Here is a 14,391-nt window from a genome sequence, read left to right on the forward strand (position 1 = left end):
GTCATGAATGGCGCCTTGTTCCCTCGTACCTCGGTCGGCAAGTGGTCGATCATCCTCATCGGCTTGTTCCTAGCCATGTACGTGCCGTTCCTCCTGCTCGATAACTTCGATACGACCTTCCACTCGGCGCTTTGGAGCGACAACGCCGCGAACATGCTCCGGCTCAGCTATATGACCACGTTCTCCGTCCTCGGGCTCGGAGCGTTCGTGACCGGATGGTGGGCCATCTTGAAACAAAAAGAGTACGCCGTGCTCGTCTTCTTCGCTGCCGCGCTCGGTTCCGGACTATTCGTTTTATTGGTCATGGAGCTCCTCGGCATCCTCGAGTAGAAAACAAAACAAGGAGTTCGCCGCGGCGAACTCCTTGTTGCTTGCGCACTTATTTGACGATGACTTGCTTCATCTGGCTGGCGCGGCCTTTCGCATCTTCAATATGAACCGAGAGACGCTCTCCTTTTTTGAGCGTGCGTGTCTTCGTGACGAACGATCCTGTGAGTCCAGTCGTCCCTTTCCCGATGACGCGGCGCTTCGCATCACGCACGATGACCGTCATTCCAGCATCGGCGCGACCCGTCACTTGCTTCGCGTTCGCACGCGGCGTCGTGACGACCGGCTGTTTCGGACGAGCTCCTTTCGTGACAAGGAGACGTTCGCTCGAAACGAGCTTGCCGTTGCGATAGACGACACGGAGTGTCGTGCCTGCTTTTTGTGCCCCGACGTTCAAGGCGACACGAGCCTGTTTCGATGTTCCTGTCGCAAGACGTTTCTCGCCGTTATAGACCGTCACGTTCGTCCCGCTCTGCACACTCGCGGAAAACACAGTCGAATTGTCACGGACGATCCCTGGCTTGGCGTAGAGACGTAGCATCGAAGCCGCATAATGCACGTTCACTTTGCCGTATCCGCTGATGTAATCGTAGTTGAACGGAAGCTCTTCTTCAGACTCATCCATGAAATAGCTGAGTCCATCTTCGTAGCTCATTCCGCCAGTCGCGTCGCCACCTGAGAACGCGACCGGTTGCGCTGTACGATGGAGCAATTGACGTACTTCTTCCACTTTGAGTGTCGGACGTGTCGATAACAACAAACCAACGACGGCCGAGACGTGCGGTGTCGCCATGCTCGTTCCGTCCATATAGACGACGTTACCGTTTGGCACGAGGCTCGCGACTTTCGTTCCCGGTGCCACGACGTCGACGCCGTATCCGTGGTTCGAGTAATCCGAGACGATGCCGAACGTGTTCGTCGCACCGACCGAGATCGTGTATTTCGATGAAGCTGGGTATGACACACTTGAATCGCCATCGTTCCCGGTTGCCGCCACGACGACAACACCGCGGTCATACGCGTACTTCAACATGTAACCGATTGTCCGGCTCTCGCTTCCGCCTAGGCTCATGTTGATGACTTTTGCTCCCGCATCGACAGCATACTTGATGCCGAGCGCGATTTGTTCTGTGTCTCCAGAACCGCTCGCATCGAGCACTTTGACCGGGAGAATCGAAACGGCCGGCATCATACCGCGCATCGATGTCCCGTTGTTTTGAATCGCACCGATGACGCCGGCGACATGTGTCCCGTGGCCGTGGTCATCGATGGCACTGCCTTCCCCGTTCGGGTCGACAAAGTTCTTCTCGTTGGCAATATCGACGCGTCCTTTGAAGTCAAGGAGGCGATAATCGACACCCGTATCAAGCACGGCCACTTTGACCGATCGTGCCGGCAAGTTGAGTGCCTCGTAAGCGTCAATGCCGATTCCAGCATCTTGGAACGGCGCCAATACCGATTTTGAATTGAGTGACCATTGATAGTCGTAACTCGTGTCGGCCATGAACGCTTGATACGTCTGGACCGGCTCGATGAATTCGACGTTCGCGTCACGCTCGAGCGTCGACTTGGCCGTCGCTTGCGTTTTCGTGTTCGCCGCTTCGATGTCGACGACCGCGAAGTGGTCACCCGGGCGACCGAGATCGACTTTCTCCGCTGAGACGTTCGACAATGCGTTCATCTTGCCGAGCGACTTGCTCGGTGACGACTTGTATTTGACGATATAACGCGGCGCGTCATCGACTTCAATCGATACCCCGAATTTACCCATTACATCTTGGAGCGGTGTTCCGGCAAGCGTACCCGTTCCAAGCTTAGCTGCTACCTTGTCGACTTCTGCTTGCAATGCTGTCGGCACGCTTGACGTCACGAGCGTCTGTAACCGTTCGATGGCCGCTTCATCCGCTTGCGTGAGCGTGTATGATTTCCGGTCGACGAGCGCGTTCATGAGTGGCTGTAATGCCTTCAAATCGTTGTACGCTTGTTGGCGTTTCGCGCCGTCTTTCACCATCGCTTTGATGAGGTATGGCGACGTCCGATAGTACAAGGCGGCCAAATCGTTGCCTGACTCCGATTGTGCCAACACTTCCGTCTGAATGCGACGGATGAGTTTCAACATCGAGTCGCGCTCTGGTGCCGGATTTAAAATCGATTCGACGGCACACATGCCCGCCTCCGTCTCAATGTTTTCATACTTGACCGGCAATTTGACCGGGTTGTAGACGAGTTTGATGTCTGAAGGCGACACCGTTTCTTCTTCCATCATCGGGAGATACTCCACTTTGATGTAGTACGGGCCTTCCCATGCATACGGGAAACGAATCGTCGCCGTTTGCTGTCCCTCTTCTTGTGTCGCGCTCGAACGATACTGCTCGAACGTTTCATCTTTTGCGGCCAAATCGGCGCTTGGATAGACCGAGATGTTCGCGAGTTTCGTCGAATCGAACTGAACTTCCATATGCGTCATCGCTGATGGAGTCCCCCGTTCCATTTTGAACCAGTATGTATTCGTGGCGTCTGTCCCGGTTTCGAACGTGACTTCTACCCCTGGGCTGAGCGTCTTCGCCTCTTGCATCCCCGCTCCAGCGTCCGCACTCGCTTGTGGTGGAATCAATGCCAATACGAGCATGAGCACCGTGACGAATGATAAAACCTGTTTCCATGTTGCTTTCATCTGTTCTCCTCATTTCTATATGTCCAAAGCTTCAACCGACGGATCCGTCAATTCATGTATACGTGATAATAGCTTGAAGGTTCCAACAATTAACTACAAAAAATCACTTAATTTCATTATTTTAGGAAACTCTCGATTTGTCTATCTCTAATATGGTTTTTTCGAAAAATAATTTAAAAAAAGGTCAGAGGAAAATTCCTCCGACCTGAACGAGTGGTATAGCTTATTTTGCTGTGACGCCCCCATCGACCGGAAGTTCGATTCCCGTGATGTGATTTGCTTCATCCGACGCGAGGAAGAGGACGGCCGTCGCCACTTCTTCAGCCCGACCGAGATTCGGCAAAGCGATTTGATTCAAGAAATGTTGTTTATAGTCCGGGTGCTCCATATGCGGCGCACTCATCGGTGTCACGATATAGCCCGGATGGACCGAGTTGACGCGAATGTTGTGCTTGCCGTAATCGACGGCCGCCGCTTTCGTGAGCGACCGGACGGCTCCTTTCGAGGCCGTATAGGCACCGGCACCGGCCATACCTGTGAGCGCTGAGATGGACGAGATGTTGACGATTGACCCGCCGCCGTTTTGCTCCATGAGTGGAATCGCATATTGCGTTCCGAGCATGACGCCATCGATATTGATTCGATACGTGCGCGCCCAGTCTTCCTCCGTCTGATCCAAGAACGGTTTTGCGAGCGCGATGCCCGCATTGTTGACGAGCACATCGAGCTTGCCGCACACGGACTGGACTTCGTTATAAATGTTTTCCCAATCGTTGCGTGACGTGACGTCGTGTTGAAGCGCGATCGCTTCTCCTCCGTTTGAACGGATCGTTTCCACGACGCGCGTCACCGCTTCAAGATTGATGTCTGTCGCGACGACGGTCGCCCCTTCTCGTGCGAACAACTTGGCCGTCTCTTCTCCCATACCACTGCCTGCCCCCGTAATGACCGCTACTTTCCCCGTTAACCGCATAATCCCAACTCCATTTCTTTAAATATGATAGTCTAACTATCATTATAGTAGTCGATGCACATTCGATTCTCAACGAAACTGCTTCGACACGGTATAATAACGAGATACAAAGAGGTGATTTCATGAGTAAACGACAACAAAATAAAGAAGAACGAATGAATCGCATCATCAAGCAAGCCGAGGTGCTCTTTTTACAAGACGGATTTGAACGGGTGCAAATGCAGGATATCGCTGACGCGTCCGAGCTCGGGGTCGCGACGTTGTTCCGTTACTTTCCGAAAAAAGACCAATTGATCGTTGCCGCGGCCGTGCGCAATTTGGCACCGACGCTCGACGCGTTCAAACAACTGACGAGCCGGCCTGGAAATGCCTACTCGCGACTCGAAGCGATTCTCGACTATTTACTCGATCAACAAGTGAAGCGTACAAGCCACTCTCGTTTCCGTGAGGCGTTCGAGAGTTATGCCTCGTCCGTCGCAAGTCCCCTTCCCGGGATTGACGACTATATCGAATTGCAGCGCGAAATCATGGAGACGCTCGAACCGCTCATCGCGGACGGGAAGACGGACGGTTCGCTCCGGAGCAATCTCGACGTGAAAGCAACCGTCGTCACCATCATCAACGCGTTCGGTACGTTCGGTAACAATATCATTTTGAAGTCTCACATCAGTTATTTAGAGGACGACATCGAGCCCCTCATCCAACAGCGGGTGTTGCAAGAGATGCTCTTGTCTTACGTGCGCCCATAACGAAAGCCCCTTCGTGTGAAGGGGCTTTATTCGTGCAGTTCGAGCGGCAGACCGTCTGGGTCAAAGAAGAACGTCATCTTCTCGCCCGTGAACGTGTCAAACCGAATCGGTTCCGTCGTGACACCGTACGTATTTAGTTCGGCGACGACCGACTCGATGTCGTCGACTTTAAAGGCGAGATGACGGAGTCCACACGCCTCCGGGAAGCTCGGCCGTTTCGGACTGTCCGGTTTGATGAACAGCTCGAGCTCGTACGCGCCGAGCCGCAGGTCGATCTTGTGATCGCCTTTGTCCGGACGATGATGCTCGCGGATGACGTCGAAACCGAGGATATCGATGTAGAACCGTTTCGCCTCGTCATAATTTGAGGCGATAATCGCCACGTGATGGATGGTATGTAGTTGCATCATAATCCCCCATATACAAAAAAATGAGCACCTCTCACTAGAGGTGCTCTCGAAAAGTCTACCGCGTCGAACCACGCTCCACAACGTGCTCCCGAAGGAATGTCCGCCGTCTTACATAGACCAGCTCATCGCATGTACTCAACTATAGGTGAATCTGAGCCCCGCGTCAACGTTTTGTTTGAATCGGGTTGACATCTTCCTAAAAATTAGGATAATCAATAGTGTTAGCACTCTTATCATCAGAGTGCCAAAATCGAACAAATAAAAAGGAGAACGATCATGACAAAGAAACAGTTTCAAGCCGAATCGAAACGAATTTTAGAGTTGATGGTCCACTCAATCTATACGCATAAGGACATCTTCCTCCGTGAGCTCATCTCGAACGCGAGTGACGCCATCGACAAAATGTATTACCGGGCCCTGTCGGATGAGGCAATCGACTTCAACAAGGACGACTACTTCATTAAAGTCGAGCTCGACAAAGACGCCCGCACAATCACCATCCGTGACACCGGAATCGGGATGACGGCCGATGAGCTCGAATCGAACCTCGGGATCATCGCCAAGAGCGGCTCGCTCGCGATGAAGCAGGCGACGAAGATGGAAGAAGACCACAGCCTCATCGGCCAATTCGGTGTCGGCTTCTACTCGGCGTTCATGGTGGCAGACCGTGTGACGGTCCGCACCCGCTCGGTCGACAGTGAACAAGGCTACTTGTGGGAGTCGGAAGGCACAGACGGTTACACGATCGAGCCGACGGATAAGACCGACATCGGGACTGAGATCACGTTGCACGTGAAAGCTGACACGGACGACGAGACATACTCATCATTCCTCCAAGAGTACGAGATCCGTTCGCTCATCAAGAAGCATTCGGACTTCATCCGCTACCCGATTAAGCTCGACGTGACGAAGCACCGTCAAAAAGACGATTCAGAAGAGTACGAGGACTATATCGAAGAAGAGACAGTCAACAGCATGGTTCCGATTTGGCGCAAACGGAAGAGCGAGCTCTCGGACGAGGACTACAAGGCGTTCTATCACGAGAAGCGCTACGGCTTCGACGAGCCGCTCCAACACCTTCACTTGAACGTCGACGGCTCCATCCGGTATCAGTCGATTCTCTACATCCCATCGACGGTCCCGCTCGACTATTACACGAAAGAGTTCGAGAAAGGGCTCGAGCTGTATTCGAACGGCGTCTTGATTATGGAGAAGTCGCCTGACCTGCTTCCGGACTATTTCGGTTTCGTCAAAGGGATGGTCGACTCGGAAGACCTTTCGCTCAACATTTCCCGGGAGATGCTGCAGCAGGACCGCCAACTTCGCGTCATCGCCAAAAACGTGAAGTCGAAAATCAAAGGCATGCTCGAGAAGATGCTCCAAAACGAGCGCGAGGACTACGAGAAATTTTATGAATCGTTCGGTCGCCAGCTCAAGTTCGGCGTCTACGACCAATTCGGCGCTGCCAAGGACGAGTTGAAAGACTTGCTCTTGTTCCACTCGTCGAACGAGAAGAAACTCGTCACGCTCAAAGAGTACGTCGAGCGCATGAAAGATGACCAGAAGTACATCTATTACGCGACTGGCGAATCGATTCACCGCATCGACCTTCTCCCTCAGGCGGAACGCTTGAAAGAAGAAGGGTTCGAGATTCTCTACTTCACTGAAGAAATCGACGAGTTCGCCATCAAAATGCTCCAGTCGTATGACGACAAAGAGTTTAAGTCAATCGCGAGCGGTGACCTCGGGCTTGATGACGAGGCGGCCGATTCGCTCAATGAGGACAACAAGGACTTGTTCGCCTTCATGAAACAAGAACTGGGCGACCGCGTCAAAGAAGTGCGCGCATCTACACGTCTCAAGTCACATCCGGTCTGCTTGACGGTCGCCGGCGACGTCTCAATCGAGATGGAGAAGATTTTGAACGCGATGCCGAACGGCGGCGGCATGAAAGCCGAGAAAGTGCTCGAAGTGAACGCGGACCACGCCATCTTCCGGACATTACAGCGCGTCTATAAGGAAGACGAAGCGAAAGCGAAACAGTATACGGACTTGCTCTATCAGCAAGCGCTCCTCATCGAAGGGCTACCGATTGAAGATCCGGTCGCCTATTCGAATGCGGTGTGTGCGTTGATGTCAGAATAAGTGAAAGGCAGAGGGCGACCTCTGTCTTTTTAACTTTGAAGTTGATAATAAAAACTCTAGTCACGATTTCCCTGTCGCGACTAGAGTTTTTTATTTGAAGTTATTGTACGTACCTAACAACTGCATTTGAATCGCTTCCTGCAAGATGTTCTGATTATCCTCTTGCTCGTGGACCTCTGCGATTCGATGGCTCATCCGCTCAATCAATCCGACGACAAGGGCGTTCCCCATCGTGAAGTAACGTTTGCGGTCCGTCATTGTATTCGTCCATCCGTAAGGGAATCCGTTTAGACCTTCGCACTCTTCGGGACGAAGGTAACGGAGTCGTTTCGTCTGTGGATCTTCGATGACATGGCTCGAGCGGTTGCACGTGCCTTCGCTCGTCAACATCGTACGGCCAGGAAGGTCAAGCGAGTCCGGATACGACATACCGCCCTCTGCGTACACATACACGTGACCACTTGCCGAGGTCCGTTCGATTTTCTTCGGCCCTTTCAAGTAAGCCAACTCTTCCTGCTCGTTCCGACCCGACTTTTTAATCGTCTCGGTGTCCAAATAATACTGTTCGGGTGTAGGACCGAACTGCTCATAGACTTCTTGGACCACTTCACCGAGCGTCTTCGGCACTTCGCGTTTCGGTAATGTTTCAATCGTCGTCACCCGGTCGCCCGACATGATGCCCGCATTGCGGTACGTTGCCGAGAACGTGTCAGAGATTTCGACGATATCTTTCGGAAGTTCGAACTGCGAGCCCGGATGTTTCTCACTTGTTAGCTCATGGACCGGGAATGCAGGTGCGAAGAATCCTGACTCGAGCAGCCATTCTTCTGGATCCGCCTGCTTGGCACGCGCTGAATGGTTAAGATCCGTCCGGGTCGCGAAGATGAAGATGCGACGACGGCGTTGCGCGAACCCATAGTCAGCCGCATTGATGACACGCCATTCGACCGTATAGCCTTGGTCGGCGAACGCACGTAACATGACACTGAAGTCACGTCCCCGTTGCTTGGCAGGCGACTTCATGAGTCGATCAACGTTCTCAAGCAATACGTAAGGCGGTTTCTCCTGCTCAATGATATTCATGATTTCCCAGAACAAGACGCCCTTCTTCCCTTGAATGCCTTGCTCATTCTTGAGGCTGCGTGACACGCTATAGTCCTGGCACGGGAAACCACCGACCAACAAGTGGTGCGGGCCCGCCTCCATCCACGAGAGGGCAATGTCTTCGTTCGAATGTATACCTCGGTCCTTGAACCGTTCGGCGTAGCAATCGAAGGCCGGTTGACTCTTCGTCGCCGGTTCCCATTGATTGCCCCAAACTACATCGAATTTGTCCGATGTAGGCTCGGCATTCACGTCTTTAATTCCTTCAAGCGCGATGCGGAAACCTCCTACACCAGCAAATAACTCAACTACTTTAATCAATGGGAACACCCTTTCGTATTTTCTATCTTAAATTTACTCTATTTTTAATTTCGACTCAATGGAAATAGTGTATCACGAACGATGAATTCGATCAAGCGGTACGCTATAATGGTTATATATGTAAACTGTAGGAGGAGTTATTTTGCGGTATGAAACGATTCAAGAATTGATGGACAAGGCAAGAGAGGCCGAAGGAAAGACGTTCGGAGAAATCGACGCGACCGGGCGCATCAAGAATGTCCGCTCGAAAGGTTCCCTTGGACACATCATCGAGGAGAGCCATTTCGGCTACCCAATTAACTCGGACGCACGGCCTGATTTTGAAGAACTCGGCATCGAATTGAAGGTCACCCCTTTCAAGAAAAACAAAAATGGTACATATTCATCGAAGGAGCGGCTCGTTTTGAACATGATTGATTATCATAACGAGCACGAGTATTCGTTCGAGACGTCGAGCTTCTTGTCAAAAGCCACGAGCATGCTGATCATGCTTTATCAATATGAGCCAAACATCCCTATCGACGACTACCGTATCTATAAAGCGTTCTTGAATGAGTTCTCAGAAGAGGATTTGGACGTGATGCGGCAAGACTGGGAGACAATCGTCGCAAAAATCAAACGTGGCGAGGCCCATTTGATCTCCGAGGCCGATACGATGTACTTGTCAGCCTGCACGAAAGGGGCGAACGGCTCGGTCGTCCGTAGCCAACCGTTCTCAGAGCAACCAGCAAAACCTCGGGCCTTCTCACTCAAAGCTTCTTATATGTCGGGACTCGTCCGTCAGTACTTAACCCCAGAGTTGATGGAGTCAATCGCCAATCACGGTGAATTGAAAGAAATGTCGATTGAAGAACTCCTCGAGGCAAAACTCGCGCCTCATTACGGGAAGACGGTACTCGAACTATGCGAAGAGACAAGCATCCCATATAACCCGGGCAATAAGGCGATGATTCCACGAGTCATGGCAAAACTTTTAGGAGTCAGGAAGACTGATTTGTCGAGCATCGAAGAGTTCGCGAAAGCGAACATCAAGTTCAAGACGATTGCGCGAGAGCCTGACGGCAAGATCCGGGAGCACATGTCGTTCGGAAAAGTCGATTTCGACGACTTGTCTCGAGACGAATGGGAAGAATCCGACTTGTATGACACGTTCGCCGAACAGAAATACCTATTCCTCGTCTTCCGATATGACGAAGAGTACGTGCCCAAACAAAAACGTATCCCTCGTTTCGAAGGGATACGTCTATGGAACATGCCGCTTGAAACGGTCGATGGCGAGTTGAAGTCGATGTGGCTCGAGGCTAAACACATTGTCCATACTGGAGTAAAACTGACACCTTCGGGGAAACGAGTGAAAAACAACCTTCCCGGCCCGAAGTTCAATCAGGTCGCCCATGTGCGCTCAAAAGGAGCCGACGGTCAGGACAAAGTGAAACTCCCAGACGGTCAGTGGATCACAAAACAATCGTTTTGGTTGGACAGAAGCTACATCCAGCAGATTCTAGACGCGTAAAATGAGTACTTATCTCCCTCACGTGGAATCTTCCTATTAGAGGGAGGTGAAGGTATGGCCAGAAATGTACCAAAAGCATCGAGTCCAGCCGTCTTCAAGACGATGAGCGGCAATCGCGGTAAGGACACGAAGATGGAAGTGAAGGTCCGGAAAGCACTATGGGCTGCCGGATATCGATATCGGAAGAACAATCGGAAGTTGTATGGGACACCGGACATCTCGTTTCCCGGACTCCGTGTTGCCGTCTTTTTGGACTCCTGCTACTGGCACGGCTGCCCCCTTCACTTCAAACTTCCGAAGACGAACGCCGAGTTCTGGCGTCAGAAAATCGGTCGCAACATCGAACGGGATGCTGACGTTACAAGACACTACGTCGAAGAAGGATGGGTCATCCTCCGGTTCTGGGAGCATCAGGTCAATGAAGACTTTGATCATGTGATTTATACCATCACCCATTTCGTAGACATGGCCAAAACCAATCGACATATACGAAGTGGATAATAGAAATTACATGTCAATCTAAGTCCTCATCAAACAATGGCTCATCATAAGTTTCTGTTGCATCATCGACAATCTGGTTCGTGTAGAATCCTTCTACACGGCCTCTTTTTTTGCCCTTTTCATTAAAATGCTCGACAATCCTGAACGTGTCGGGTGCTTCAAGCCCGATGATGACGATTGGTACGGTCAACTGAGTGTTCAACGGTTTCAAATGGTGGACATATTTCTCATATGTACCGATGGCGTTGTCGAAATTTCCGGCACGCTGAAGTCTTTGGGTTGCACAAATAATCACACCAATTCGTGTTTGAATTGCCTTCTCGACATGATTCAACTCGCTCGCAATGACCGGTTTCAACAGATTCCATGCAATCGTTCCCGAATGGTTGAAACCTACTTCCAGCGAGATATTCTCTTTGGCAAAATCGAGACGCCACACATTCTCTGAATAGTCACGGTCTTGGAAGATTGGACTTTCGCTGGCCCATCCTCTCTTCGAAAACTCTGATTTGAATAAATCATTCAAGGTTGAGGACAGACTTTTATTCTTGTCCGCATACTTCTCTTCGAATTTTTGAATGATGTCATCATCACTTATGGAATATATGATGTCATGAATTTCTCTCCAAATCTCTGTGAACTCCTCATCATTTTTAAGTATTGTCTCCCCGAAGCGGTGTGAATGAATTCGATAGTCCAACTGTCTCACCCTTTTATATGTAATTGATAATGATGTACTTCGTGACGAGAATAATCTACTTTCCTTCACTCGATTCAAACTCTCGCTACTCCTAATCACTTTATCAGGATACAGGATTGAAAACAAAAGCACATTTATTTTGTAATCGTTTTCTTTCCTTTCATCAAGCGATTTATCCATTTAACGTTGATATATCAACATTTTACCAGACATGCAAACGCCTTGACATTTTTGGCGGGTTATATGAAGTTAGTATTACATTATAATTATTCTAGTAGAGAAGAAAGTCCACTAGAGTAAAAAAACAAGGAGGACATATCCCATGTCATTAATCGGCAAAGAAATCTTACCTTTCAAAGCACAAGCATTCCAAACAGGTGAATTCCTCGAAGTATCGGACAACGACTTCAAAGGTCAATGGAGCGTCGTTTGCTTCTACCCAGCTGACTTCACATTCGTCTGCCCGACTGAACTTGAAGACCTTCAAAACGAATACGCGACACTTAAAAACCTCGGCGTCGAAGTCTACTCAGTATCGACTGACACACACTTCACGCACAAAGCATGGCACGAAACGTCTGAGAAAATCGGTAAAATCGAGTACATCATGATTGGTGACCCCTCACACACAATCTCACGTAACTTCGACGTCTTGAACGAAGAAGATGGCCTTGCTGACCGCGGTACGTTCATCATCGACCCAGACGGCGTCATCCAAACAGTTGAAATCAACGCAGGCGGCATCGGCCGTGACGCGAGCACGCTCGTCAACAAAGTCAAAGCGGCACAATACGTCCGCAACAACCCAGGCGAAGTTTGCCCGGCGAAATGGGAAGAAGGTTCTGCGACACTTCGCCCGAGCCTCGACCTCGTCGGCAAGTTGTAAGGAGCGGATTTCATGTTAGAAGCAGATATTAAACAACAGTTGGACCAATATCTCCAGCTCATGGAGGGCGATGTCGTCCTCCGTGTCAGCGCTGGAGACGACGCGGTCTCTAAAGAGATGCTTGACCTCGTGAACGAACTCGCGAGCATGTCGTCACGCATCTCGGTCGAGAACGTCACGCTCGAACGCACACCGAGCTTCAGCGTGAGCCGTCCGTCTGATGAGACAGGAATCGTCTTCGCAGGAATCCCACTCGGTCACGAGTTCACGTCACTCGTCCTCGCGTTGCTCCAAGTGAGCGGCCGGGCGCCGAAAGTGGACGCGGATGCGATCAAACAGATTCAAAACATTCAAGGCACGTACCACTTCGAATCGTATATCAGCCTCAGCTGCCATAACTGCCCGGACGTCGTCCAGGCACTCAACGTCATGAGCGTGCTCAACCCGAACATCTCACACACGATGATCGACGGTGGTGCGTTCAAGGCAGAAGTGGAAGCGAAAGAAATCATGGCTGTCCCGACCGTCTTCTTGAACGGTGAGGCGTTCGGCAACGGACGCATGTCACTTGAAGAGATTTTGGCGAAACTCGGAACTGGTCCTGACGCTTCGGCGTTTGACAACAAAGACCCGTATGACGTCCTCGTCATCGGTGGCGGCCCAGCTGGTGCGAGCGCAGCGGTTTACGCGGCTCGTAAAGGTATCCGGACCGGCATCGTCGCGGAACGCTTCGGTGGACAAGTGATGGACACGATGGGGATTGAGAACTTCATCGGCACCTCTTACACGGAAGGCCCGAAACTCGTCGCGAGCTTGGAAGAGCACGTGAAAGAGTACGGCATCGACGTCATGAACCTCCAGCGCGCGAAGCGCCTCGAGAAGAAAGACCTCGTCGAAGTCGAACTTGAGAACGGTGCCGTCTTGAAGAGTAAGAGCGTCATCCTGTCGACTGGTGCACGCTGGCGCAACGTCAACGTCCCAGGTGAAGCTGAGTTCAAAAACAAAGGTGTGGCCTACTGCCCGCACTGTGACGGCCCGCTCTTCGAAGGCAAGCGCGTCGCAGTCATCGGTGGCGGTAACTCTGGAATTGAAGCAGCCATCGACCTCGCTGGAATCGTCAAACATGTGACGGTGCTCGAGTTCGCTGCCGAACTCAAAGCCGATCAAGTGCTTCAAGACCGTCTCCACAGCCTCCCGAACGTGACCGTCGTCACGAACGCACAGACGACAGAAATCACGGGTACGGATAAAGTGAACGGCATCTCGTACTTGTCGCGTGAGACGAACGAGACGCATCACGTCGAACTCGAAGGCGTCTTCGTCCAAATCGGCCTCGTCCCGAACACGGACTGGCTCGACTCGGTCGAACGCAACAACTTCGGTGAGATCGTCGTTGATCGTCATGGCGCGACGAACGTTCCAGGTGTGTTCGCAGCAGGTGACTGCACGAACAGCGCCTACAAACAAATCATCATCTCGATGGGATCTGGTGCGACTGCCGCACTCGGTGCTTTCGATTATATGATTCGCAACTAATCAGAAACGCGTCCTCACATTGGAGGACGCGTTTTTATAATGTCTCCTGAATCGGGTAAAAACAAGACTCGGTCCCCTGAATCGATTTCAAATAAATAGACACGGTTTGGTTGAAACGGATTCCAGCCTTCGTTCACCACCCCGACATCATTCACATAGTTCACGTTCTTATGTACTTGTTTCAGGTTATGTTCTGCCTCAGCGACCGAATAATTCGGCAACCCGAAGTAAATTGCTCCAGCAATCAATAATGAAAAGATGACTCCCATTCTTATCCGATATCGGTTTTCTAAACTCTTTAGGCCAATCAACGTCACGATAATCATACTGGTCGCCGTTCCAAACGCCGCCGAGTTTCCATACCAAGCCTCATTTACGACCATCATTCCTCCAATGGCCAATATCCCGAACATCCACCACCACTTCATCCCCATCACCTCACTTCAATTATCCCAAAAACAGGAAAATGAGCAACTGTATTTCAGTCTTCTTCAACCGATTCAAACGTTTGATTCCCCGGGAAAGTGGAATATCGGACAAGAGAACGGATTC

Annotated in this window: 13 protein-coding genes; 7 read left to right on the top strand and 6 right to left on the bottom strand. The window is 51.1% G+C overall.

Annotated elements, in window-relative coordinates; all coding sequences use genetic code 11:
* Window positions 1-3: 3 nt before the first annotated feature.
* Window positions 4-330 carry a hypothetical protein gene (locus tag KNP82_RS10320; RefSeq protein WP_214715296.1) on the top strand — a complete coding sequence of 109 codons (327 nt, stop codon included), beginning with the start codon at window positions 4-6 and terminating at the stop codon, window positions 328-330.
* A gap of 49 nt (window positions 331-379) precedes the next feature.
* On the opposite strand, the gene KNP82_RS10325 is transcribed toward KNP82_RS10320, so the two are convergent.
* Together KNP82_RS10325 and KNP82_RS10330 are read right to left on the bottom strand one after the other, a co-directional pair.
* On the bottom strand, window positions 380-3,001 hold the full coding sequence (locus KNP82_RS10325; protein ID WP_214715298.1) for a S8 family peptidase: 2,622 nt from the start codon (window positions 2,999-3,001) through the stop codon (window positions 380-382).
* Between the two features lie 223 nt (window positions 3,002-3,224).
* The gene (locus KNP82_RS10330) at window positions 3,225-3,974 is read right to left on the bottom strand and encodes an SDR family NAD(P)-dependent oxidoreductase (protein ID WP_131472002.1); all 750 of its coding nucleotides are present in this window, start codon (window positions 3,972-3,974) and stop codon (window positions 3,225-3,227) included.
* Between the two features lie 122 nt (window positions 3,975-4,096).
* On the opposite strand from KNP82_RS10330, the gene KNP82_RS10335 reads away from it, so the two are divergent.
* Entirely contained in the window at window positions 4,097-4,723 is a 627-nt protein-coding gene (locus KNP82_RS10335; RefSeq protein WP_214827857.1) for a TetR/AcrR family transcriptional regulator, read from the top strand.
* A 26-nt stretch (window positions 4,724-4,749) separates the two neighbouring features.
* Here the strand turns inward: KNP82_RS10335 and gloA2 are convergent, their stop codons facing one another.
* A complete protein-coding gene (gloA2, locus tag KNP82_RS10340) occupies window positions 4,750-5,130 on the bottom strand; it encodes an SMU1112c/YaeR family gloxylase I-like metalloprotein (protein WP_214827859.1) in 381 nt (126 codons plus the stop codon).
* A gap of 279 nt (window positions 5,131-5,409) precedes the next feature.
* Between gloA2 and htpG the strand changes: the two genes are divergently transcribed.
* Window positions 5,410-7,278 carry a molecular chaperone HtpG gene (gene htpG / locus KNP82_RS10345; RefSeq protein ID WP_214827860.1) on the top strand — a complete coding sequence of 623 codons (1,869 nt, stop codon included), beginning with the start codon at window positions 5,410-5,412 and terminating at the stop codon, window positions 7,276-7,278.
* 90 nt (window positions 7,279-7,368) lie between these two features.
* Here htpG and dcm read toward each other — a convergent pair whose 3' ends face one another.
* Window positions 7,369-8,703 carry a DNA (cytosine-5-)-methyltransferase gene (gene dcm, locus KNP82_RS10350; RefSeq protein WP_214824166.1) on the bottom strand — a complete coding sequence of 445 codons (1,335 nt, stop codon included), beginning with the start codon at window positions 8,701-8,703 and terminating at the stop codon, window positions 7,369-7,371.
* A 142-nt stretch (window positions 8,704-8,845) separates the two neighbouring features.
* On the opposite strand from dcm, the gene KNP82_RS10355 reads away from it, so the two are divergent.
* Together KNP82_RS10355 and KNP82_RS10360 are read left to right on the top strand one after the other, a co-directional pair.
* Window positions 8,846-10,216 (top strand): Sau3AI family type II restriction endonuclease, encoded by a 1,371-nt coding sequence (locus tag KNP82_RS10355; protein WP_214827875.1) that lies wholly within the window; start codon window positions 8,846-8,848, stop codon window positions 10,214-10,216.
* Between the two features lie 54 nt (window positions 10,217-10,270).
* Window positions 10,271-10,717 (top strand): very short patch repair endonuclease, encoded by a 447-nt coding sequence (locus tag KNP82_RS10360; protein WP_214827878.1) that lies wholly within the window; start codon window positions 10,271-10,273, stop codon window positions 10,715-10,717.
* 13 nt (window positions 10,718-10,730) lie between these two features.
* Here KNP82_RS10360 and KNP82_RS10365 read toward each other — a convergent pair whose 3' ends face one another.
* Complete coding sequence (locus KNP82_RS10365; protein ID WP_214827880.1) at window positions 10,731-11,417, bottom strand: BglII/BstYI family type II restriction endonuclease; 687 nt, start codon at window positions 11,415-11,417, stop codon at window positions 10,731-10,733.
* Between the two features lie 322 nt (window positions 11,418-11,739).
* Here KNP82_RS10365 and ahpC point away from each other — a divergent pair, with 322 nt between their 5' ends.
* Both ahpC and ahpF read left to right on the top strand, forming a co-directional pair.
* Window positions 11,740-12,303 carry an alkyl hydroperoxide reductase subunit C gene (gene ahpC, locus KNP82_RS10370; RefSeq protein WP_021067918.1) on the top strand — a complete coding sequence of 188 codons (564 nt, stop codon included), beginning with the start codon at window positions 11,740-11,742 and terminating at the stop codon, window positions 12,301-12,303.
* Window positions 12,304-12,315: 12 nt separating this feature from the next.
* Window positions 12,316-13,839, top strand: a complete 1,524-nt coding sequence (gene ahpF, locus KNP82_RS10375; RefSeq protein WP_214827882.1) for an alkyl hydroperoxide reductase subunit F — start codon at window positions 12,316-12,318, stop codon at window positions 13,837-13,839.
* A 14-nt stretch (window positions 13,840-13,853) separates the two neighbouring features.
* Here ahpF and KNP82_RS10380 read toward each other — a convergent pair whose 3' ends face one another.
* The gene (locus tag KNP82_RS10380) at window positions 13,854-14,267 is read right to left on the bottom strand and encodes a hypothetical protein (protein ID WP_131472010.1); all 414 of its coding nucleotides are present in this window, start codon (window positions 14,265-14,267) and stop codon (window positions 13,854-13,856) included.
* Between the last annotated feature and the right edge of the window lie 124 nt (window positions 14,268-14,391).

The sequence above is a fragment of the Exiguobacterium sp. s26 genome (assembly GCF_018618235.1).
GTDB classification, from domain to species: domain Bacteria; phylum Bacillota; class Bacilli; order Exiguobacteriales; family Exiguobacteriaceae; genus Exiguobacterium; species Exiguobacterium chiriqhucha.

Coding starts and splice junctions, on each gene's coding strand:
- KNP82_RS10320 (WP_214715296.1), top strand. CDS start 4: ATGAATGGCGCCTTGTTCCCTCGTACCTCGGTCGGCAAGTGGTCGATC.
- KNP82_RS10325 (WP_214715298.1), bottom strand. CDS start 3,001: ATGAAAGCAACATGGAAACAGGTTTTATCATTCGTCACGGTGCTCATG.
- KNP82_RS10330 (WP_131472002.1), bottom strand. CDS start 3,974: ATGCGGTTAACGGGGAAAGTAGCGGTCATTACGGGGGCAGGCAGTGGT.
- KNP82_RS10335 (WP_214827857.1), top strand. CDS start 4,097: ATGAGTAAACGACAACAAAATAAAGAAGAACGAATGAATCGCATCATC.
- gloA2 (WP_214827859.1), bottom strand. CDS start 5,130: ATGCAACTACATACCATCCATCACGTGGCGATTATCGCCTCAAATTAT.
- htpG (WP_214827860.1), top strand. CDS start 5,410: ATGACAAAGAAACAGTTTCAAGCCGAATCGAAACGAATTTTAGAGTTG.
- KNP82_RS10360 (WP_214827878.1), top strand. CDS start 10,271: ATGGCCAGAAATGTACCAAAAGCATCGAGTCCAGCCGTCTTCAAGACG.
- ahpC (WP_021067918.1), top strand. CDS start 11,740: ATGTCATTAATCGGCAAAGAAATCTTACCTTTCAAAGCACAAGCATTC.
- ahpF (WP_214827882.1), top strand. CDS start 12,316: ATGTTAGAAGCAGATATTAAACAACAGTTGGACCAATATCTCCAGCTC.
- KNP82_RS10380 (WP_131472010.1), bottom strand. CDS start 14,267: ATGAAGTGGTGGTGGATGTTCGGGATATTGGCCATTGGAGGAATGATG.